The organism is Bordetella sp. 2513F2 (assembly GCF_054642735.1).
In genome coordinates, this window is the sequence record NZ_CM137755.1 from 1,470,241 (window position 1) to 1,490,485 (window position 20,245).

At 67.6% G+C, this 20,245-nt stretch carries 18 protein-coding genes; 13 read left to right on the forward strand and 5 right to left on the reverse strand.

Annotated features, from left to right (window positions below; translation table 11 throughout):
• Window positions 1-64: 64 nt before the first annotated feature.
• From ACYBYQ_RS06980 to phoU, 9 genes are all read left to right on the forward strand, one after another.
• Window positions 65-1,168 carry a polyamine ABC transporter substrate-binding protein gene (locus tag ACYBYQ_RS06980; protein WP_459618034.1) on the forward strand — a complete coding sequence of 368 codons (1,104 nt, stop codon included), beginning with the start codon at window positions 65-67 and terminating at the stop codon, window positions 1,166-1,168.
• A gap of 4 nt (window positions 1,169-1,172) precedes the next feature.
• Entirely contained in the window at window positions 1,173-2,297 is a 1,125-nt protein-coding gene (locus ACYBYQ_RS06985; protein WP_459618035.1) for an ABC transporter ATP-binding protein, read from the forward strand.
• Complete coding sequence (locus ACYBYQ_RS06990) at window positions 2,294-3,214, forward strand: ABC transporter permease subunit (RefSeq protein ID WP_459618036.1); 921 nt, start codon at window positions 2,294-2,296, stop codon at window positions 3,212-3,214. The genes ACYBYQ_RS06985 and ACYBYQ_RS06990 overlap by 4 nt, the downstream gene beginning before the upstream one ends.
• A complete protein-coding gene (locus ACYBYQ_RS06995; RefSeq protein ID WP_459618037.1) occupies window positions 3,211-4,020 on the forward strand; it encodes an ABC transporter permease subunit in 810 nt (269 codons plus the stop codon). The genes ACYBYQ_RS06990 and ACYBYQ_RS06995 overlap by 4 nt, the downstream gene beginning before the upstream one ends.
• Window positions 4,017-4,373 carry an arsenate reductase gene (locus ACYBYQ_RS07000; protein WP_459618038.1) on the forward strand — a complete coding sequence of 119 codons (357 nt, stop codon included), beginning with the start codon at window positions 4,017-4,019 and terminating at the stop codon, window positions 4,371-4,373. Before ACYBYQ_RS06995 ends, ACYBYQ_RS07000 begins: the two co-directional genes overlap by 4 nt.
• Entirely contained in the window at window positions 4,357-5,076 is a 720-nt protein-coding gene (locus tag ACYBYQ_RS07005) for a DNA-3-methyladenine glycosylase (RefSeq protein WP_459618039.1), read from the forward strand. The genes ACYBYQ_RS07000 and ACYBYQ_RS07005 overlap by 17 nt, the downstream gene beginning before the upstream one ends.
• 72 nt (window positions 5,077-5,148) lie before the next feature.
• Window positions 5,149-6,501 (forward strand): DNA recombination protein RmuC, encoded by a 1,353-nt coding sequence (locus ACYBYQ_RS07010; RefSeq protein ID WP_459618720.1) that lies wholly within the window; start codon window positions 5,149-5,151, stop codon window positions 6,499-6,501.
• A gap of 142 nt (window positions 6,502-6,643) precedes the next feature.
• Entirely contained in the window at window positions 6,644-7,324 is a 681-nt protein-coding gene (rpiA, locus tag ACYBYQ_RS07015) for a ribose-5-phosphate isomerase RpiA (protein WP_459618040.1), read from the forward strand.
• A 144-nt stretch (window positions 7,325-7,468) separates the two neighbouring features.
• Window positions 7,469-8,197, forward strand: coding sequence for a phosphate signaling complex protein PhoU (gene phoU / locus ACYBYQ_RS07020; RefSeq protein ID WP_459618041.1), 729 nt, complete (start codon window positions 7,469-7,471; stop codon window positions 8,195-8,197).
• 112 nt (window positions 8,198-8,309) lie between these two features.
• On the opposite strand, the gene ACYBYQ_RS07025 is transcribed toward phoU, so the two are convergent.
• Complete coding sequence (locus ACYBYQ_RS07025; RefSeq protein WP_459618042.1) at window positions 8,310-10,508, reverse strand: TonB-dependent receptor; 2,199 nt, start codon at window positions 10,506-10,508, stop codon at window positions 8,310-8,312.
• A 92-nt stretch (window positions 10,509-10,600) separates the two neighbouring features.
• The gene (locus tag ACYBYQ_RS07030; RefSeq protein ID WP_459618043.1) at window positions 10,601-11,536 is read right to left on the reverse strand and encodes a LysR substrate-binding domain-containing protein; all 936 of its coding nucleotides are present in this window, start codon (window positions 11,534-11,536) and stop codon (window positions 10,601-10,603) included.
• A 133-nt stretch (window positions 11,537-11,669) separates the two neighbouring features.
• Between ACYBYQ_RS07030 and ACYBYQ_RS07035 the strand changes: the two genes are divergently transcribed.
• Both ACYBYQ_RS07035 and ACYBYQ_RS07040 read left to right on the forward strand, forming a co-directional pair.
• Window positions 11,670-12,656, forward strand: a complete 987-nt coding sequence (locus ACYBYQ_RS07035) for a tripartite tricarboxylate transporter substrate binding protein (protein ID WP_459618044.1) — start codon at window positions 11,670-11,672, stop codon at window positions 12,654-12,656.
• A 26-nt stretch (window positions 12,657-12,682) separates the two neighbouring features.
• Complete coding sequence (locus ACYBYQ_RS07040; RefSeq protein ID WP_459618045.1) at window positions 12,683-14,053, forward strand: amidase; 1,371 nt, start codon at window positions 12,683-12,685, stop codon at window positions 14,051-14,053.
• A gap of 61 nt (window positions 14,054-14,114) precedes the next feature.
• On the opposite strand, the gene ACYBYQ_RS07045 is transcribed toward ACYBYQ_RS07040, so the two are convergent.
• Both ACYBYQ_RS07045 and acnB read right to left on the reverse strand, forming a co-directional pair.
• Window positions 14,115-14,927, reverse strand: coding sequence for an arylamine N-acetyltransferase family protein (locus tag ACYBYQ_RS07045; RefSeq protein ID WP_459618046.1), 813 nt, complete (start codon window positions 14,925-14,927; stop codon window positions 14,115-14,117).
• 130 nt (window positions 14,928-15,057) lie between these two features.
• Window positions 15,058-17,649 (reverse strand): bifunctional aconitate hydratase 2/2-methylisocitrate dehydratase, encoded by a 2,592-nt coding sequence (acnB, locus tag ACYBYQ_RS07050; protein ID WP_459618047.1) that lies wholly within the window; start codon window positions 17,647-17,649, stop codon window positions 15,058-15,060.
• A gap of 140 nt (window positions 17,650-17,789) precedes the next feature.
• Here acnB and ACYBYQ_RS07055 point away from each other — a divergent pair, with 140 nt between their 5' ends.
• Window positions 17,790-18,902: a hypothetical protein gene (locus ACYBYQ_RS07055; protein WP_459618048.1), complete on the forward strand. Its 1,113-nt coding sequence runs from the start codon at window positions 17,790-17,792 to the stop codon at window positions 18,900-18,902.
• A gap of 9 nt (window positions 18,903-18,911) precedes the next feature.
• Here ACYBYQ_RS07055 and ACYBYQ_RS07060 read toward each other — a convergent pair whose 3' ends face one another.
• A complete protein-coding gene (locus ACYBYQ_RS07060) occupies window positions 18,912-19,352 on the reverse strand; it encodes a CBS domain-containing protein (RefSeq protein ID WP_459618049.1) in 441 nt (146 codons plus the stop codon).
• A 172-nt stretch (window positions 19,353-19,524) separates the two neighbouring features.
• On the opposite strand from ACYBYQ_RS07060, the gene ACYBYQ_RS07065 reads away from it, so the two are divergent.
• Window positions 19,525-20,232, forward strand: coding sequence for a glutathione S-transferase (locus ACYBYQ_RS07065; protein WP_459618050.1), 708 nt, complete (start codon window positions 19,525-19,527; stop codon window positions 20,230-20,232).
• Window positions 20,233-20,245 lie beyond the last annotated feature (13 nt).

Here is a 20,245-nt window from a genome sequence, read left to right on the forward strand (position 1 = left end):
TCGAAAGGCTTTATCATTTCGCCTTTTGGTTTTTTCACAACGGGTTTCGGCAGGGGGATACGCGATGAAATTCTCGGCGGGAATGGGCGCGGCGCTCGCGGCTGCGCTGCTGGCCACGGCGGGCACGCCGGCGGCCGCTCAGGAAAAGGTCGTCAATGTGTACAACTGGGCGGAATACACCGCCCCCGACACCATCCCCGGCTTCGAGAAAGAGACGGGCATACGCGTGCGCTACGACGTCTACGACAGCAACGACACGCTGCAGGCCAAGCTGCTGACCGGCAAGTCCGGCTATGACGTGGTCGTGCCTTCCACCCACTACGCCTCGCGCCAGATCGAGGGCGGCCTGTTCCAGAAGCTCGACAAGTCCAGGATCCCCAACTGGAAATACCTGGATCCCGACATCATGGCGCTGGTTGCCACGGTCGATCCGGGCAACGAGCATGCCATTCCCTGGGGCTACGGTACCAACGGGCTGGGCTTCAACGTCACCAGGGTCCGGCAGATCCTGGGCGAGGGCGTCGAGCTCGGCAACTGGGACATGCTCTTCAACCCCGACAACGCGGCCAAGCTGAAGGAGTGCGGCATCTCGATGCTCGACGAGGCGGCCCAGGTGTTCCCGGCCGCGCTCAAGTACCTGGGCAAGGACCCCAACAGCTCGAATCCCGACGACTACAAGGAAGCGCTGGCGCTGCTGAAGAAGATCCGCCCCTACATCCGCCAGTTCAGCTCGTCGGGCTACATCGACGAGCTGGCCGGCGGCGACCTGTGCATGGTGTACGGCTTCTCCGGCGACGTGATGATCGCCCGGCGCCGCGCCCAGGAAGCCAGGCAGCCGTATGAGATCGACTACTTCATCCCGAAGGGCGGGGCGCCGGCATGGTTCGACCTCATGGTGATCCCCAAGGATGCCCCGCATCCCGAGGAGGCGCATGCCTTCATCAACTACATCGAGACCCCGCAGGTGCATGCGGCCATCACCAACACCATGTTCTACCCGAACGCCAACAAGGAGGCGCGCAAGTACGTGAACAAGGACGTGGCCGAGAACCCCATGATCTATCCGCCGCCCGAGGTCTCCAAGACGCTGTACGTCATCAAGGCCCAGCCGCTGAACGTGCAGCGGCTGCAGACCCGCATGTGGGCAGAACTGAAGTCCGGGCGATAGCATCATGAGCGACAGCCGCTATACGGCGCAGCACGGGGATCCGGACGAATTCGTGAAGGTTGCCGATGTCGTCAAGATATTCGGCGACGTGGTGGCCGTGCGGTCGGTCAACCTGGCGGTCAAGCGCAACGAGATCTTCGCGCTGCTGGGCAGTTCCGGCAGCGGCAAATCCACGCTGCTGCGCATGCTGGCCGGATTCGAGGAAGTCACGTCGGGCCAGATCCTGCTCGATGGCGAGGACATCACCGCCGTGCCGCCATACCGCCGGCCGGTGAACATGATGTTCCAGTCGTACGCCCTGTTTCCCCACATGACGGTCGAGGCCAACGTGGCCTTCGGCCTGAAGCAGGAGGGCGTGCCCAGGGCCGAGATCCACGACCGCGTGTTCGAGGCGCTCGACCTGGTGCAGATGGCCGGCTATTCGCGGCGCAAGCCGCACCAGCTCTCGGGCGGCCAGCAGCAGCGCGTGGCGCTGGCCCGCAGCTTGGTCAAGCGGCCCAAGCTGCTGCTGCTCGACGAACCCATGTCGGCGCTCGACAAGCAGATCCGCCAGAAGACCCAGATCGAGCTGGTCAAGATCCTGGAGCAGGTCGGCGTCACCTGCATCATGGTCACCCATGACCAGGAAGAAGCCATGACCATGGCCCATCGCCTGGCCGTCATGACCGAAGGCCAGATCGTGCAATGCGGCACGCCGCAAGACGTCTACGCCTTCCCCAACTCGCGCTTCGTGGCGGGCTTCATCGGCAGCACCAACCTGTTCACCGGCACCATCGTGGTGGACGAGCCCGACCACGTCGCCATCGAATGCGAGGAGCTCACGCGGCCGCTCTACGTCAGCCATGGCGTGAGCGAACCCCTGGGCATGGAGGTGCACGTGTCGATCCGCCCCGAACGCCTCGAGGTCTCGCGCGAGCAGCCGCAGGGCGACTACAACTGGGCCCACGGCATGGTGAGCCACATGGCATGGATGGGGGGCTACGCCCTCTACCAGATCCGCCTGGATTCGGGCAAGACGGTGGAAGCCAGCGTGCCCAGCCTGGTGCTGGCGCGCATGGACGCTCCCGGCGTCGACGAGGAAGTCTTCGTCAGCTGGGACGCCGACAGCGCCACGGTGCTGGCATCATGAAGCAGCTGGTCCCGCGTCGCTGGACGCCGTCGCATCGCGCGCTGGCGATCGTGCCGCCGTTCCTCTGGCTGGTGCTGTTCCTGCTGGTGCCGTTCCTGCTGGTTTTCAAGATCAGCTTCGCCGAGCTGCAGTTCGGCATCCCGCCCTATACGCCGCTGGCCGAGTTCCAGGACGAGGCCATCCAGATCAGCGTGCACCTGCGCGGCTACATCCTGCTCTTCACCGACAGCCTGTATGTGGCCACCTATCTCAATTCGGTGAAGATGGCGGCCGTCACGACGGTGTGCTGCATCCTCATCGGCTACCCCATTGCGTATTACATCGCGCGCTCGTCTCCGGCGGTGCGCAACGTGCTGCTGCTGGGCGTGATCCTGCCGTTCTGGACCTCGCTGCTGCTGCGCGTGTATGCCTGGGTCGGCATCCTGCGCAACGACGGCCTGCTCAACAAGGCCCTGATGGCGCTGGGCCTGACCTCGGCGCCCCTGGAAATCTACCGCACCGACCTGGCGGTCTACATCGGCATGGTGTATGCCTATCTGCCGTTCTTCATCCTGCCGCTCTACGCCAACCTGGTGAAGCTCGACCTGCGCCTGCTCGAGGCGGCCTACGACCTCGGGGCCAGGCCCTGGCGGGCCTTCTGGAGCATCACCCTGCCGATGTCGCGGCCCGGCGTCGTCGCCGGCGCGATGCTGGTGTTCATTCCCTGCGTGGGCGAGTACGTCATCCCCGAGATGCTGGGCGGCGCCGATACCCTGATGATGGGCCGGGTCATGTGGAACGAGTTCTTCAACAACACCGACTGGCCCATGGCGTCGGCCGTGACCTGCGTGATGGTGCTGTTGCTGCTGGTGCCGCTGGCGCTGTTCCAGTACAGCCAGGTGCGCACCCAGGAACTGCAGCGGGGAGGCCGCGCATGAAGGGCCCGAACAGAACGCTGCGCGCCCTGGCCCTGGGCCTGGGTTATTTCTTTCTCTACGTGCCCATCGTCAGCCTGATGGTGTTCTCGTTCAACGACTCGCCCATGGTCACCACCTGGAGCGGGTTCTCGCTGCGCTGGTACGGGTCGCTCTTCCAGGACGACGCGCTGCTCGGCGCCGCCTGGCTGTCGTTCAAGATCGCGGTGCTCACCGCCACCGCCGCCACCATCATCGGTACCTGGGCCGGCTACGTGCTCGGCCGCATGGGGCGGTTCCGCGGCTTCGCGCTGTACGTCGGCATGCTGAGCGCGCCGCTGGTGATACCCGAGGTGGTGCTCGGCATCTCGCTGCTGCTGATGTTCGTCGAGCTGCGCGGGGCGCTGGGCTGGCCCGCCGAGAACGGCATGTTCACGATCTGGGTGGGCCACGTCACGCTGTGCATGGCGTTCGTCGCGGTCGTCATCCAGGCGCGGGTGCGCGAGCTCGACCGCTCGCTCGAGGAGGCCGCCCTGGACCTCGGCGCGCCGCCGGTGCGCGTCTTCTTCAGCATCACGCTGCCGCTCATCGTGCCGTCGCTGGTCTCGGCCTGGCTGCTGGCCTTCACCCTGTCGCTCGACGACGTGGTGATCGCGTCGTTCCTGTCCGGGCCCGGGTCTTCGACCCTACCCATGGAAGTCTTTTCCCGCGTGCGCCTGGGGCTCAAGCCCGAGGTCAATGCCCTGGCCACGCTGTTCATCCTGGCGGTGGGTACCTGCGTCATCGTGGCCAACCGCCTGCAGTGGCGCAAGGAGAGCCTCAAGTCATGAGCAAGACCACCCTCTACGGCCTGGCCAAGTGCAGCACCTGCGTGAAGGCGCGCGACTGGCTGGACGCCCACGGCGTTGCGCACGAATTCGTGGATTACCGCGACCATCCCGTGCCGGCTGCCACGCTGAAGGCGTGGGCCGGCAAGGTCGGCGGCTGGGAGAAACTGGTCAACCGCACCTCCATGACCTGGCGCGCGCTGCCCGACGCCCGCAAGGCAGCCGGCAGCGATGCCGAATGGACTGCCCTGATCGCGGAATACCCGGCGCTGGTGCGCCGGCCCGTCACCGTCACCTCCGACGGCGAAGTCAGCGTGGGCTTCTCCGAGAAACGCTACGGTGAGCGCTTCGCCTGACGCCGTGGCCGCCCGCAACCCGGGCGCTGCGCTGCCCGACGCCTTCTTCGACCGCGATGCCGCCCAGGTCGCGCGGGAACTGCTGGGCAAGGTGATCCGCCGGCGGCTCGATGGCCTGTGGCTCTCGGCCCGCATCATCGAGACGGAAGCCTATTACCTGCACGAGAAGGGCAGCCATGCCTCGCTCGGCTATACCCCCAAGCGCCGCGCGCTGTTCATGGACGGCGGCACGATCTACATGTACTACGCCCGGGGCGGCGATTCGCTGAACTTCAGCGCGGGCGGCCCGGGCAATGCCGTGCTGGTCAAGTCCGCGCATCCCTGGGTCGACGAGGTCTCGGGCGCCGACGCGCTGCACCGCATGCAGGCCCTGAATCCGGATGCCGGCGGCGCACCGAGGCCGCCGGCGCGGCTGTGCGCAGGTCAGACCCTGCTGTGCCGCGCGCTGGGCCTGCGCGTGCCCGACTGGGATGCACGCCGCTTCGATCCCGCGTGCTTCTTCGTCGAAGACGTGGGCGCCGTCGTCGACCGCATGGTATGCACGCGCCGCCTGGGCATTCCTGCGGGGCGCGACGAGCACCTCATGCTGCGCTACGTGGATCCGGCCTATGCGGCCTTCTGCACCCGCAACCCGCTGCGGCGTGGCCAGGAGGCCGGACGGGATTATGTGTGGGTGGACCGCAGCGGCGCCGTCCTGGCATAGCCCGGCGCGCCGGCAACGTCGCCGATTCGCCCGCCTGGGCGGAGCCCGCCTAAAATCGGGCTTTCTGGAGGCATCGACTTGACGCTGGAAACGATCTTGCTCTGGGTGGCCGCCTGCGCGGCGGTGCTGGCGCTGCTGGCAATCCTGTGGAACCAGTGGCGTGCCCGGGCCGGCGCGGATGCCTGGAGCCGCGCTTGGCACGACGGCCTGGCCCGCACCGAGCACAGCCTGCGCGCGGAGGTTTCCGACAGCCACCGCGGGCTGCGCGCGGAACTGGCCGAATCCATGCGCGGCCTGCGTGCCGAGCTGGCCCAGAGCCACGAAGACCTGCGTGCCGCCCTCGGCCGCGAGGCGCGCGCCGCCAGGGCGGAGTCGGGCGAGTCGCTGGCACGCCTTTCCAGCCAGCTGGGGGAACAGCTGCGCGGCCTGGTCGAACTGAACGATCGCCGCATCGCGGAGGTGCGCCACACGGTCGACCAGCGCCTGCAGGCGCTGCAGGAAGACAACGGCGTGCGCCTGGAAGCCATGCGTCGCACCGTCGACGAGAAATTGCACGCCACGCTGGAGCAGCGCCTGGGCGAGTCGTTCCGGCTGGTGTCCGAGCGGCTGGAGGCGGTGCACAAGGGCCTGGGCGAGATGCAGACGCTGGCCGCGGGCGTGGGCGATCTCAGGCGCGTGCTCACCAACGTGAAATCGCGCGGTACCTGGGGCGAGGTGCAGCTTGCCCGCCTCATCGAAGACACCATGACGCCGGAGCAGTACGCCGCCAATGTGCGCCCCGTGCCGGGCAGCGATGCGGTGGTGGAGTTCGCCATCCGCCTGCCGGGCCGGGCCGACGGCGGCGCGCCCGTATGGCTGCCGATCGACGCCAAGTTTCCCAAGGAAGAATACGAGCGCCTGGTCGATGCGCAGGAAGCGGCCGACGCCGAGGCGGCGCGCACGGCCGCAGCCGCGCTGGCGCGCGCAGTGGAGCTCCAGGCGCGGCAGATCGCCGGCAAGTACGTGGCCCCGCCGCACACCACCGATTTCGCCATCATGTTCCTGCCCACCGAAGGGCTGTACGCCGAGGTGCTGCGCCTGCCCGGCCTGATGGACCGCCTGCACGCCCTGCGGGTCAACGTGGCCGGCCCGAGCAACCTGGCCGCCCTGCTCAACAGCCTGCAGATGGGCTTTCGCACCCTGGCCATCGAACAGCGCTCGTCCGAGGTCTGGCAGGTGCTGCGCGCCGTCAAGACGGAATTCGGCAGGTTCGGCGAATCGCTGGCCAGCGTGAAGAAGTCCCTGGACAGCGCCAGCAGCAAGATCGGCCAGACCGAGGTGCGAACGCGCGCCATGCTGCGCAACCTGAAATCGGTGGAGGCCCTGCCCGACGGCGGCGCTGCGCCGGGGCTGGAGGGCGACGAGCCGGCGGAGCAGGGCCGGTAGTCCTGTCCCGCCAGTCTGCCCGCGTGCCCGGCGCGTCTCCGGGCCCTCGGCAGAACACCGGCGCCGGCCCGGGCCGGCCGCGGGCCTGGCCCGGCATCTGCTAAATTGGCCGCTTTACCGCAATCCGCCTCCAGTCATCATCATGCTCTCTCAGCAAGCCCTCAAGCAGCAGGCCGCAGACGCCGCCCTGGAACTCGTCGATGCCGTGGCCGCCCCCGACGTGGTGATCGGCGTGGGCACCGGCTCCACGGCAGACCTCTTCATCGACGGGCTGGCCCGTTTCAAGGGGCGCCTGCGGGCCGCCGTCGCCAGCTCCGAACGCAGCGCCGCGCGCCTGGCCGGGCACGGCCTCGCCGTGCTCGACCTCAATGACGTCGACGGCATGCCGATCTACGTGGATGGCGCCGACGAGATCGACGCGCGCCTGCACATGATCAAGGGCGGGGGCGGCGCGCTCACGCGCGAGAAGATCGTGGCCTCGGTGGCCGAGCGCTTCATCTGCATCGCCGACGAGTCGAAGCTGGTGTCGCGGCTGGGCGCCTTCCCCTTGCCCGTGGAGGTGATCCCCATGGCGCGCCAGGCCGTGGCCCGCCGGCTTGCCGCGCTGGGAGGCCAGCCGCGGCTGCGCGAGGGTTTCGTCACCGACAACGGCAACGTCATCCTCGACGTGTCCGGCCTGCAGATCGCCGATGCCCCGGCGCTGGAGGCGGCCATCAACGACTATCCGGGCGTGGTCACGTGCGGCCTGTTCGCCCTGGCCGGCGCAGACGTGGCGCTGCTGGCCACGCAGCAGGGCGTCCGCCGGCTCGACCGTCCGGCCTGAAGCCGGCACGGATGGCCTTGCCGGGCGGAAGGCGGCGATTAATAATCCTGTCATAGTCAGGTCATAAGCTTGCCAATCTGGCGGGGTGCCGTGCAATGCGTTTGCCATGGCGCCACGTGACACCAACCCATGCAAGGAATCCGCATGACGGAGCACACCAACAAGCAGTTCGACGCCGACCTGGAGCACGTGCGCTCCCAGTTCCTGCAGATGGGCGGGGTCGTGGAGGCCATGATCCACGAGGCCATCGAGGCGCTCACGTCCAACGACCTCAACCTGGTCGAGAAGGTGCGCGAGCGCGAGAAGGAAGTCAACCGCCACGAAGTCGAGATCGACGAGCGCATCAGCCTCATCCTGGCGCGCCACCAGCCCACCGCCATCGACCTGCGCACGCTGCTGGCGGTATCCAAGATGCTCACCGACATGGAGCGTTCCGGCGACGAGGCCGACAAGATCGCCAATGCCGTGCGCCGCATGTACGAGAACGACCAGCGCCAGATTCCGCTGGTCGAGCTGCGCCACATGGCCGACAAGGTCGCCAACATGCTCAACCAGTCGCTGGATGCCTTTGCCCGCCTCGACTCCGTGCAAGCTGCCGCCGTGGTGCGCAGCGACAAGGAAGTCGACAAGGAGTGGAAGGCCGCCCTGCGCAACCTGATCACCTACATGATGGAAGATCCGCGCACCATTTCCCGCGCCATCGACATGGTGTTCATTGCGCGGGCGCTGGAGCGCATCGGCGACCACGCCAAGAACATGTCCGAGCGCGTCATCTACATGGTGCGCGGCGCCGACGTGCGCCACACCGGCGTCAAGAACGCCGAGCGCCTGGCGCGCGGCGAGGAAGAGCCGTCGGAAGACGCACAGGCCTGAGTCCCAGCCTGGCAGCCGCAAGCGCGTCGCACCGGCGCGCGCTGCCATGAAAGAAAGGCCCCGAGGAAGGCCCCGATAAGGGGCCTTCCGCTTTTGCGCGGCCTGCCGCGCTTCAGAAGTCCACCGACATCGACAGCTTGTAGATGCGGCCCTTGCCCTGCGTGAGCTGGTTGAAGTCGTTGCCCACCGTGGACCAGTACTGCTTGTCGGTCACGTTGTCGACGCCGGCGCGCCATACCACGTTGTGGCCGTCGATCTTGGTGGCATAGCGTGCGCCGAGGTCCAGGCGCGTCCAGGCCGGGATCTTGGCGGTGTTGTCGATGTTCACGTATTGCGAACCGCGTCTCTGCACGTAGGCCTGCAGGGTGAGGCCCGTGAGGGCGGGGACGTCCCATTCGGCGCCCAGCACCGCCTGGTAGCGCGGCACGCCCGGGGCCTGGTTGCCGTCCTGTGCCGCCGCCTGCGTGCCGCGCAGCTCGGTGTCCATGAACGTGATGCCGCCGAGCAGCCGTACGCCGCGCGTGGGTTCGCCGTAGACGTTGAGTTCCACGCCGCGGTTGCGCTGCTCGCCCGCTTCTTCATAGACGCTGTTCGCGTTCACGTGGGCCTGGGGCCGCTCGATCTGGAACACGCCGATGTTGCCGCCGATGCTGCCGAAGTCCAGCTTCACGCCGGCTTCGGTCTGCTTGGTGCGGTAGGGCGCCAGCGTCTCGCCGAAGTTGATCGCATTCGACGGGGCCGTGCCGCCCTTGGTGAGACCCTCGATGTGGTTTACGTAGAACGACACCTGTTCCCACGGGCGCACCACCAGGCCGTAGGCCGGCGTCCAGACCGACTTGTCGTACGTGGTGTCGGGCACGCCCTCGTTGGTGTAGAGCCGGTCTTTCAGGGTCTGGTGCCGCACGCCCAGCGTCAGCCGCACTCTGTCTTCCAGGAAGGAAAGCTGGTCGGACAGCGCCACGCTGGTCAGGTGCATGCGGCTGCTGATGTGCGGATCGCCCATGTCTCCGCCGGCAAAGCTGGTGGCGGGACGCGAAAAATACACCGGATCGTGGATGTCGATAGGATTGCGGTCGCTCATTTCGTAGGCCTGCCGTGTGCGCGTTTCGAGGCGCGACACGCCCACGTTCACCATGTGGCCTACCGGCCCGGTCTGGAACCTGCCGCGCACGCCGACTTCGCCGCTGAGCGAATCCCGGGTGTAGGGCACGCTCAGGCGGCCGACGGTGCCGATGCCCTCGCCATCCACCGTAGGCTGGCTGTAGTCGCCGGTTTCACGATCGTGGCTGGTGCCGAGGGCTGCATAGCCCATCCAGTTGCTGGAGAAGTCGTATTCCGTGCGCAGCACGCCGAACGTGCTCTCGAGTTCGCTGTATGTCCAGGGCTGGCCGTAGTTGGTGTCGTTCGACGGTGGCGAGGGCACTTCGTTGCCACTGAGCAGGATGGTGGGCCGAGGCTGCGAATACCGGTACTTCTGGTAGCCCGCATCGAGCGACACGCGCAGCCGCTCCCCCAGGTAGTCCAGGCCCACGGTTCCGACCGTCATGCGTTCGCCGGCGTCGTCCACGGCCGTGTCGCCATCGCGGTGGGCAGCGTTGACCCGGATGCCGAACTGCTGTTCGTCGCCCCAGCGGCGGCCGATGTCGACGCTGCCGCCCACCTGCGAATCGCTGGTGTAGTCCACGGTGGCGCGGGTGAGGGGATCGGCGCCGGCGCGCTTGGGCTGGATGTTGATGGCGCCGCCCAGCCCCGAGCCGCCGGGCGCCGCGCCGTTCAGGAAGGCATTGGCGCCCTTGAGGATCTCCACCCGCTCGATCATCTGGGTGGGCAGCACCTGGCGGGGCAGGATGCCATAGAGCCCGTTGAACGACAGGTCGTCGTTGTTGAGGGCGAAGCCGCGGATCGAGAAGGTCTCGGCGGAGTTCCCGTAACCGTTGCCCACCTGTACCGAGGCATCGTTCTTCACGACGTCGCCCAGGGTGCGCGCCTGCTGGTCCTCGATGAGCTGCGAGGTATAGCTGTTGACGACGAACGGGGCATCCATGTTGTCGAGATTGCCCAGCACGCCCAGCTGGCCGCCGCGCGCGATCTGGCCGCCCGCATAGGCCGCGGGCGTGGGGTTGGACACGCCCATGGACTCGGCCGTGACGGTGGTGGTCTCCAGCGTCGTGGCCACGCCCTGGACGGTCTGGGCCATGGCAGGCACGGTGGCGAGCAGGGAAGCCGACAGCGCGGCATGGACTGCCACGGCGAGCGGCCTGGGCTGCAGGAAACGCGGCGCCTGCCGGCGAAGTGTGGAACGAGTGGTCATGGGGTGGGCCGGTAATGGGTAATCGTGAATAAGAAGTTGTCGTATTATCCTTTCGGCCGACTCGGGGCGCAACAAGGGTTTTGCGGGCATGGCTATTTCACTGCCAGTCCCCTTCGCCTTGCCTGCGGCGGCGCCGAGGGGGCGACCGGAAGCGAGATCGACGCAATCCACTGCCTGAACCGGGACAGCTCGGAAGTCTTGCGCAGGTAGGCCTCCCTGGGCATGACGAAGTAGTAGCTGAAGTCGCCGAGGTCGACCCAGGGCTCGAAGGGCGCCACCAGCCGCCCGTCCTTCAGCTCTTCCGCGACGAGGGCCTTCTGGCCCATCGCGATGCCAAAGCCGGCGAGCGCGGCCTCGTAGGCCAGGGCCGAGGATTCAAAACGCATGTCGTGGTGGGCTTCCGCCATGCGCAGTCCGGCATGCTGGAACCAGGTCCGCCAGTCGTCGGGCCGCGCGTGGGTGTGCAGCAGGGTTTCCCGCAGCAGTTGCTCCGGCTGCTTCAGGCGCCTGGCCATGCCGGGCGTGCACACGGGGGCGATCTGGTTTTCCATGATCTTGTACTGCACCAGTCCGGCGGCCTGCCCATGGCTCATCACGATCGCCGCGTCCAGGTCTTCGCGTTCGAAGTCCGGCGGGCTGATGGAGGTGTGCAGCCGCACCTCCAGCTCGGGGTGTGAGGCGTGCAGGCTTGCCAGGCGGGGCAGCAGCCATCGCATGGCGATGGTGTGCGGCGCGCGCACGTTGAAGATGCGCGGCCCCGACGTGCTGCGCAGCGCCATCGTGGCCCGGCGCAGCCCCGCCACGTGGCGCGAGATCTCGGCGTGGTAGTCGCGGCCCGCGGGCGTGAAAGCGATGTGGCGGTGGTGGCGGTAGAACAGGCGTATGCGCAGGTGCTCTTCCAGCTGCCGGATCTGCTTGCTCACGGCGGCCGGCGTGACGCAGAGCTCCTGGGCCGCCTCCGTGATGCTGCATACCCGGCCCACGGCTTCGAAAACGCGCAGGGCATTGAGCGGAGGTAGCGATTCCATCGGGTCAGTTGGATTAACAAAAAGTAAATCGTATCAGCACAGAAGTTGGTTGAGGCCGGAAGGCGGCTTCCCTACCATTTCCTGCGCCGCATTCAGCTTTCGGGCAACCAAATATCAATCCAAGGGGATATTCATGAAGTCGCGAATCCTGCGCCGCTGTGCCGGCGTGCTGTTCTTTTCCGCTGCATTTGCCGCCGGGGCAGGGGCGGCCGAAGAACCGGCCTATCCGTCGCGCACGGTTTCCATCGTGGTGCCCACCACGCCAGGCGGCACGGCGGATATCCTGGCCCGCCTGATCGCGCCGAAACTGTCGGCGATGTGGGGCCAGCCGGTGATCGTGGAAAACAAGCCCGGGGCGGGCACGTTGGTGGGCACCGACTACGCGGCGCGTGCCCGGCCCGACGGCTATACCCTCATGCTGACGTTCAACGAGCTGGCCACGCTGCCTGCCATCAACAAGCATGCCAAAGTGGACGTGCTCAACGCATTCGACCGCATCGGCAAGATAGGCAGCCTCCCGGTGCTCATCCTGGCCAACCCGAAGGTCCAGGCCGATACGCTGCAGGAGTTGATTGCTGAAGCCAAGCGCAATCCCGGCAAGCTCACCTATTCGTCCAACGGTTCCGGCGGCGTGCTGCAGCTCTATACCGAGATGTTCAAGCAGGAAGCGGGCGTGGACATCATGCACGTACCCTACAAGGGGGCGCTCGAGGCCTCCACCGCCATGCTTTCCGGCGAGGTCGACGTGCTGGTGCAATTCGCCTCGGGCAACGTGCAGAACTACGTCAGGGCAGGGCGCGCCAAGGCCTATGCGGTCGCGTCCAGGCAGCGCCTGTCCCAGCTTCAGCAAGTGCCGACCACCGCGGAAGCCGGCCTGCCGACTTTGCAGCTCGAGGCCTGGTATGGCGTGTTTGCGCCCGCCGGCACGCCGCGGGCCGTCATAGACAAAGTCAATGCGGATGTCATCAAGGCGCTGGCGATGCCCGACGTGCGCGAACGGCTCGACGGCGTGGGTATGGACGTCGACACGGGCACGCCGGAATCCTTCGATGCGTTCTTCAAGCAAGAGTATCGCCGCTGGACCGACCTGATCACGCGGGCCGGCATTCAAAGCAACTGAGTCCGGACGCACCGAGGAGCATGTCAATGAGCTATCACCCCGACACCTATCAGCCCCTGTCGTTTTTCACCGTGCGGGAGCGGTTCCTCGCGGGCACGCTGCGGCCGACCGAGTTCCTGGAGTCCTGCCTGGCCACCATCCGCGAGCGCGAACCGGAGGTCCGTGCCTGGGTCGTCCTGAACGAAGAGGGCGCGCGGACTGCGGCGCTGGCATCGGACGAGCGCTATCGGGCGGGACGCCCGCTTTCGCAGATCGACGGCATGCCGGTAGGCATCAAGGATCTGATCGAGACCAAGGACATGCCCACCCAGATGGGCAGCCCCGCCTACGCCGGGAGCTTTCCGAAGCGCGACAGCGCGCTCGTGCGCGCGCTGCGCGATGCCGGTGCGATCATCCTGGGCAAGACGGTGACGACGGCGCTGGGGTTCCTCGATCCGGGACCCACCACCAACGCCTTCGATCCGGCACGTACGCCGGGCGGCTCGTCCAGCGGTTCCGGCGCCGCCGTGGGCGCCAAGATGGTGCCCGTGGCGATCGGTTCGCAGCTGGTCGGGTCGGTGCTGCGGCCCGCCAGCTTCAACGCGAACTGGGCGCTGAAGCCCACGTTCGGCGGTATCAACCGCGGAGAGAGGCTGGGCTACAGCCAGTCCCATGTGGGTATCCATGCGGGGTGCGCCGAAGACATGTGGTCGACGACGATGGAAATCGTGACGCGCGTGGGCGGAGATCCCGGGCATCCCGGTGTCTACGGCGAACCGGACGTTCCGGCGCCGCAGAAGCCGCGGCGGTTGGCCGTGATGGAAACGGAAGGCTGGCCGCGCCTGGACGCCCAGTCAAGGGCGGCCTTCGAGGCGCTGCTCGACAAGCTGGCGGAAGCCGGGGTGGAGATCGTCCGGCGGAAAGACCTGCTCCTGCTGGATCTCTTCGAGCAATCGATCGCCACCGCCACCGCCAACATGCTGCGCCTGATATCGTGGGAGCAGCGCTGGTCGCTGGAAAATCTCATCGAGCAGCACCCCGGCACGCTGGGCCCCAGCCTGCTGCGGCAGCTGGAGGGCGGTCGCAGCGTGACCCTCGAAACCTTCCGGCAGGAGCTGGCGCTGCGCGATCTCGCACGCCAGCGCCACGCCGCGCTGGAAACCCACTGCGACGCCCTGATCAGCCTGGCATCCTGCGGACCGGCGCCGCGCGTGGACGCCGCGAAGGACACGCCTTTCCCCACGGGCGACGTTTCCTTCAGCTGTGTTTCCTCGTACCTGGGGGCGCCGGCGGTCACGGCGCCGGTGCTCTGCGTGGACGGCATGCCGGTAGGCGTCCAGCTCGTCGGGCAGCCCCACCAGGACGAGCGGATCACTGCCATGGCGCGCTGGCTCTCGGACGTCGCCCGCGCAGGCTGAGCCGGGTCACGGGGCCCGCCCCGGGGCATCCGCAGGGTTTCAGGGTCCTGGACGCCGCCCGCTAGGGCAGGGCGTCGAGTTTCCTGTCTCCTTCCGCGGTGGCGGGCGGCTCCACCAGGAATTCGCTGCGCAGCACTTCCCTGATTTCTGCGGCGCTTTCCAGCCTGCGGTGCACGGCGCTGCCATCGGCGCCGTAGCGGGTGTAGTCGCGGTTGTGCAGGGCCAGCCGGCCCTCGGCCGTGGCCCGCGCCGCGATCAGGTTCGGGACGAAATGCGATTGCGGATGCGTGGACAGGTAGTAGCTGGCAATCTCGTAATCGGGCGGGAAGTCCGGCTCGGGGCCGAAGTGGTACAGGCTGCGCCACTCGCCCCGCACGTCGGCCTGCAGCCGCCAGCCACGCCCGTCCGGCACGAGGCGGCAACGGCCATGCGGCGTGGACTGGGGCTGGCCGTCCTGCAGCTTGAGCGGGCACGTGGGCGTCTGGCCCCCGAAGCCCACGTCCACGATCAGCGGCGCGTCGTCCAGGACTACCTTGAGCAGCATGTGGGTGCGCGGCATGATGGCATCGTCGGGATGCCCCCACAGGACGCGCGCCGACAGCGTCGTCACATCGAATCCAAGCGTGCGCAGCACGGCGCTGAACAGGCCATTGTGCTCGTAGCAATAGCCGCCGCGGCGGCCATGGACGAGCTTGCGTTCGATGTCGGCCAGCGCCAGGCTCACCGGTCGGCCGAAGAATGGATCCAGGTTCTCGAAGGCGATGGCCTGCACGTGGCGCAGGACGAGATCGCGCAGGGTTTCCGCCGTCGGCGTGGCGGCGCCGGCATAGCCGATGCGGCGGAAATAGGCGTCGATATCCGGTGGCGTGGGCATGGGCGTCTCCTGTCTTCGAGGTATTCCATCGTGCAGAGTTTGCCTCAGCCGCCGCGGGCAGGCGAAAAAAACCCCGGCCGGGGCCGGGGCTTGTCTGGGGTGCCGCCGGGGACGGCACTCGCGTCGTCGATTACACCTGCACGGCGTCGGCCACGTCCTTGTAGTCGTCGATGCGGTCGAAGTTCAGGTACTGGTAGATCTGGTCGCCGCTCTTGTCGATGACGCCCATGTCGGCCATGTACTCGTCCTTGGTCGGGATGCGGCCCAGGCGCGAGCAGATGGCGGCCAGTTCGGCCGAACCCAGGTACACGTTGGTGTTCTTGCCCAGGCGGTTCGGGAAGTTGCGGGTGCTGGTCGACATCACCGTCGCGCCTTCGCGCACCTGCGCCTGGTTGCCCATGCACAGCGAGCAGCCCGGCATCTCGGTGCGCGCGCCGGCGGTGCCGAACACGCCGTAGTGGCCTTCCTCGGTAAGCTGCTGGGCGTCCATCTTGGTGGGCGGCGCCACCCACAGCTTGACCGGAATGTCGCGCTTGCCTTCCAGCAGCTTGGAGGCTGCGCGGAAGTGGCCGATGTTGGTCATGCAGCTGCCGATGAACACTTCGTCGATCTTGGCGCCGGCCACGTCCGACAGCGTCTTGACGTCGTCGGGGTCGTTCGGGCAGGCCACGATGGGCTCGTGGATCTCGGCCAGGTCGATCTCGATGACGGCGGCATAGTCGGCGTCGGCGTCCGGTTCCAGCAGCTTGGGATCTGCCAGCCAGGCTTCCATGGCCTTGATGCGGCGGGCCAGCGAGCGCTCGTCTTCATAGCCGTTGGCGATCATCCACTTGAGCATCACGATGTTGCTGTTGATGTACTCGATGATCGGTTCCTTGTTCAGGCGCACCGTGCAGCCGGCGGCCGAGCGTTCGGCCGAGGCGTCGGAGAGCTCGAATGCCTGTTCCACCTTCAGGTCGGGCAGGCCCTCGATTTCCAGGATGCGGCCCGAGAACACGTTCTTCTTGCCCTGCTTGGCCACGGTCAGCAGGCCTTGCTTGATGGCGTACAGCGGGATGGCGTTGACCAGGTCGCGCAGCGTGACGCCCGGCTGCATCTTGCCCTTGAAGCGCACCAGCACGGATTCCGGCATGTCGAGCGGCATCACGCCGGTGGCGGCGGCAAACGCCACCAGGCCCGAGCCGGCAGGGAACGAAATGCCGATGGGGAAGCGGGTGTGCGAGTCGCCGCCGGTGCCCACGGTGTCGGGCAGCAGCATGCGGTTCAGCCACGAGTGGATCACGCCGTCGCCGGGGCGCAGCGAGATGCCGCCGCGGGTGCTGATGAACTGCGGCAGCGTGTGGTGCGTTTTCACGTCCACGGGCTTGGGATAGGCGGCGGTGTGGCAGAACGACTGCATCACCAGGTCGGCCGAGAAGCCCAGGCAGGCCAGGTCCTTCAGTTCGTCGCGGGTCATGGGACCGGTGGTGTCCTGGCTGCCCACGGAAGTCATCCTGGGCTCGCAGTACGTGCCCGGACGGATGCCCTGGCCCTCGGGCAGCCCGCAGGCGCGGCCCACCATCTTCTGCGCCAGCGTGTAGCCCTTGCCGGAATCGGCCGGGTTCTTGGGCAGACGGAACAGCGTGGAGGGCGGCAGGCCCAGGGCTTCGCGGGCCTTGGCGGTGAGACCGCGGCCGATGATCAGGGGGATACGGCCGCCGGCGCGCACTTCGTCGAACAGGACGTCGGACTTGATCTCGAAGGTGGCGATCACCTGGCCGTCCTTCAGGGCCTTGCCTTCGTAGGGGCGCAGTTCTACGACGTCGCCCATCTCCATCCCGGACACGTCCAGCTCGATCGGCAGGGCGCCGGCGTCTTCCATGGTGTTGTAGAAGATCGGAGCGATCTTGCCGCCCAGGCACACGCCGCCGAAGCGCTTGTTGGGCACGAAGGGGATGTCCTCGCCCGTCCACCACAGCACGGAGTTGGTGGCCGACTTGCGCGACGAGCCGGTGCCCACCACGTCGCCGACGTAGGCGACCAGGTGGCCCTTGCTCTTGAGTTCGTTGATGAACTTGATGGGGCCGCGCTTGCCGTCTTCCTCGGGTTCGAACGCCGCGCCTTCGCGCTTGTTCTTCAGCATCGCCAGGGCGTGCATGGGAATGTCGGGGCGGGTGGTGGCGTCGGGGGCGGGGGAGAGGTCGTCGGTGTTGGTTTCGCCCGGCACCTTGAAGACGGTGATGGTGAGGCTTTCCGGCACCTCGGGACGGCTGGTGAACCACTCGGCATCGGCCCAGCTCTGCAGCACGGCCCGGGCATTGGCGTTGCCCTTGTCCGCCTTGTCCTTCACGTCGTGGAAGGCGTCGAACATGAGCAGCGTCTTCTTCAGCCCGTCGGCCGCGATGGTGCCGACGTCGGCGTCATCCAGCAGCTCGACCAGGGGGCCGATGTTGTAGCCGCCCAGCATCGTGCCCAGCAGTTCCGTGGCCTTGGCACGATCGATCAGGGCACACGATTCCTTGCCCAGTGCCACGGCGGCCAGGTACGAGGCCTTGACCTTGGCGGCATCGTCCACGCCGGCGGGCACACGGTGCGTGAGCAGATCGACCAGCGCCTGCTCCTCGCCGGCAGGCGGGTTCTTCAGCAGTTCGATCAGGTCGGCGGTTTGTTGAGCCGTGAGGGGCAGCGGGGGGATGCCCAGCGCCGCGCGCTCGGCGACGTGTTGGCGATACGTTTCCAGCATGGGATGCCTGCTCAGAAGTCGGGTTGGAGAAAGGGTTGTCGGCCGCGATTGTAGAGGCTAGGGCAGGATGTGGGCAAGTGTCTTATATCTTATATAAGACCTTATAATGCAGGCCCCTGCCAGCCAGACCGGAGCATGCCGTGGTCCCTGCGGCCGATATCGCCGATACATTGCCCGAGGTCATCAATGCCTGGGGCACGCCCACGCCCTACGGCGTGTCGCGCAGCAGCCCCGGCGTGGCGCAAGCAGCGGCGCGGGCGCTGCAGGCGCAGGTCGATGTCGAGGCCCTGCATGATGCCGTGGGCCGCGAGCTGGCGGCGCGGGCCCAGGCCGAATCGGCCTGCCTGTGCCATTGCGCCGCGGCCGCTGTCAGCCTGGCCGCCGCGGCCTGCCTGTCGGGCGAGGATCCGGCCAGGGTGGCCGCGCTGCCCGAGTGCGATCCGCCCAGGGCCATCGCCATCCAGGCCGAGCACTGCGTGGATTATGGCCAACCCATCGTGCAGGCCCTGAAATTGAGCGGTGCGCGGGTCGCCGTGCTGGAAGGCGGGCCGGCCCGGCGGCTGGGGCGGCTGGCCGCGCTGGCGGCAACGGGGGAACTGGCCGGGGTGGTGGCGGTGGCCTCCACGCTGGTGGACACGCCGGCCCCCCTGGCGCTGCCGGCGCTGGCCCATGCCTGCAGGACGCATGGCGTGCCGCTGCTGCTCGACGCCGCCGCGCGCGACTGGCAACTGGCCGACCCGGCCGCCCGGGCCGGCGTGGACCTGGCCATCTACAGCGCACACAAGTACCTGGCGGCGCCGACTTGCGGAATGCTGGTGGGCCGGGCGGCGCTGGTGCGCGCCGCGCGCCTGAACCTGCGTGGCCTGGGGCGCGGCTTCAAGCCCACCAAGGAAGCGCTGGCGGGAGTGCGGGCGGCCCTGGCCGAACGCGATGGCCGGGCGCTGGCCCACATCCAGGCCGGCAACGAGGCGAGGGCCCGCGCCTATGCGCAGGGCTTGCGGCAGGTTCTTCCGGCGTGTGCCGTGACGGTGCTGCAAGGGTCGGACTACGGCCCCTATCCGCGCATCGCACTGCAGTTCGAGGACGCGCCGCGGGCCCGCCGCGTGGCCGATGCGCTGGCGGCGCACCAGCCGCCCATCGTGGTAGGCCGGCACGCGCAGACGTGCGGTCGGCTCACGATCGAGCTCACGTATGTGGACGAACCCCAGGCCGCCCAGCTGCGCGCGGCCTTGCGTGCAGCCTGCGCCGCCTGAACGCCGGGATCAGACGTGCTCGCCGCTGATGTAGCGCTCGAGTTCCTGGATGATGAAGCGCTGTTCGCCGATGATGTCCTTGACCAGATCGCCCATGGACACCACCCCGACCAGTTTGCCGTTCTCCAGCACCGGGAGGTGCCGGAAGCGGCGGTCGCTCATGAGCGCCATGCAGTATTCGGACGTGTCGGACGGCTGGGCATAGTAGACGGTGGTCGACATGACGTCGCGTACCTGCGTGGTGGAAGAGGCGCGCTCCTGGAGGATGATCTTGCGCGCGTAATCACGCTCGGTGAACATGCCCACGACGCGGTCATCCTCCACCACGACGATCGCGCCGATGCCGTGCTCGGCCATGGTCTTGATGGCCTGGTACACCGAGCAGTCGGGCGTTACGGTATGTACCTCGGCATCCGGCTTGTTCTTCAGGATCTCCGCTACGGTCTTCATGGCTGTCTCCCTCCGGCGGCATGTTGATTCGAGTGTACGCCAACCGCCTTGCCTGCAACCATCGGGCTGTTAACCATTCGTAGCAAGGCGGCACGTGCCCGCCTCGCTGCGGCTGCTACTTTTGGAACTGACCGCCGCCGCGCGGCGGCCATGACACAGCAAGGAGTGCGGCATGACTTATGAGCTCTGGTACTGGGACGGCATCCCCGGTCGTGGGGAGTTCGTGCGCCTGGCCCTGGAGGCGGGCGGCATCCCCTACCGCGAATGTGCCCGCGAACCGGGCGCCACGGACCTCACCCTGGTCGAGGACATGGCTTCCGACCGCGAGCATCCGCCGTTTGCCCCGCCTTACCTGGTGGCGGAAGACGTCACGCTGGCCCAGACGGCCAACATCCTGTTCTACCTGGGCGAGCGGCACGGCCTGGCGCCGGCCGACCGGCCAGGCCGCTATTGGGTGAACCAGCTGCAGCTCACCATCGCCGACATGGTGGCCGAGGCCCACGATACGCACCATCCGATTGCCGCCGGCGAGTACTACGAGAGCCAGGCCGAAGAGGCGCGCCGGCGGTCCGCCGATTTCCGCGCGACCCGCATGCCCAAGTTCCTGGCCTATTTCGAGCGCGTGCTCGCGCGGCATGGCCAATGGCTGGCGGGCGCCGGCTGGAGCTACGCCGACCTGTCGCTGTTCCACCTGGTGGACGGCCTGCGCCATGCGTTCCCCCGGCGCATGGAGGCGCTTGCAGGCCAGCATCCCCGCGTGATGGCCTTGCACCAGGCCGTTGCGGCGCTGCCTGCGCTGCAGGCGTACTTCGCCAGCGGGCGGCGCCTGCCGTTCGGCGACGGCATCTTCCGCTACTATCCCGAGCTCGATGAGCCCTGAATAAAAAGGAGAG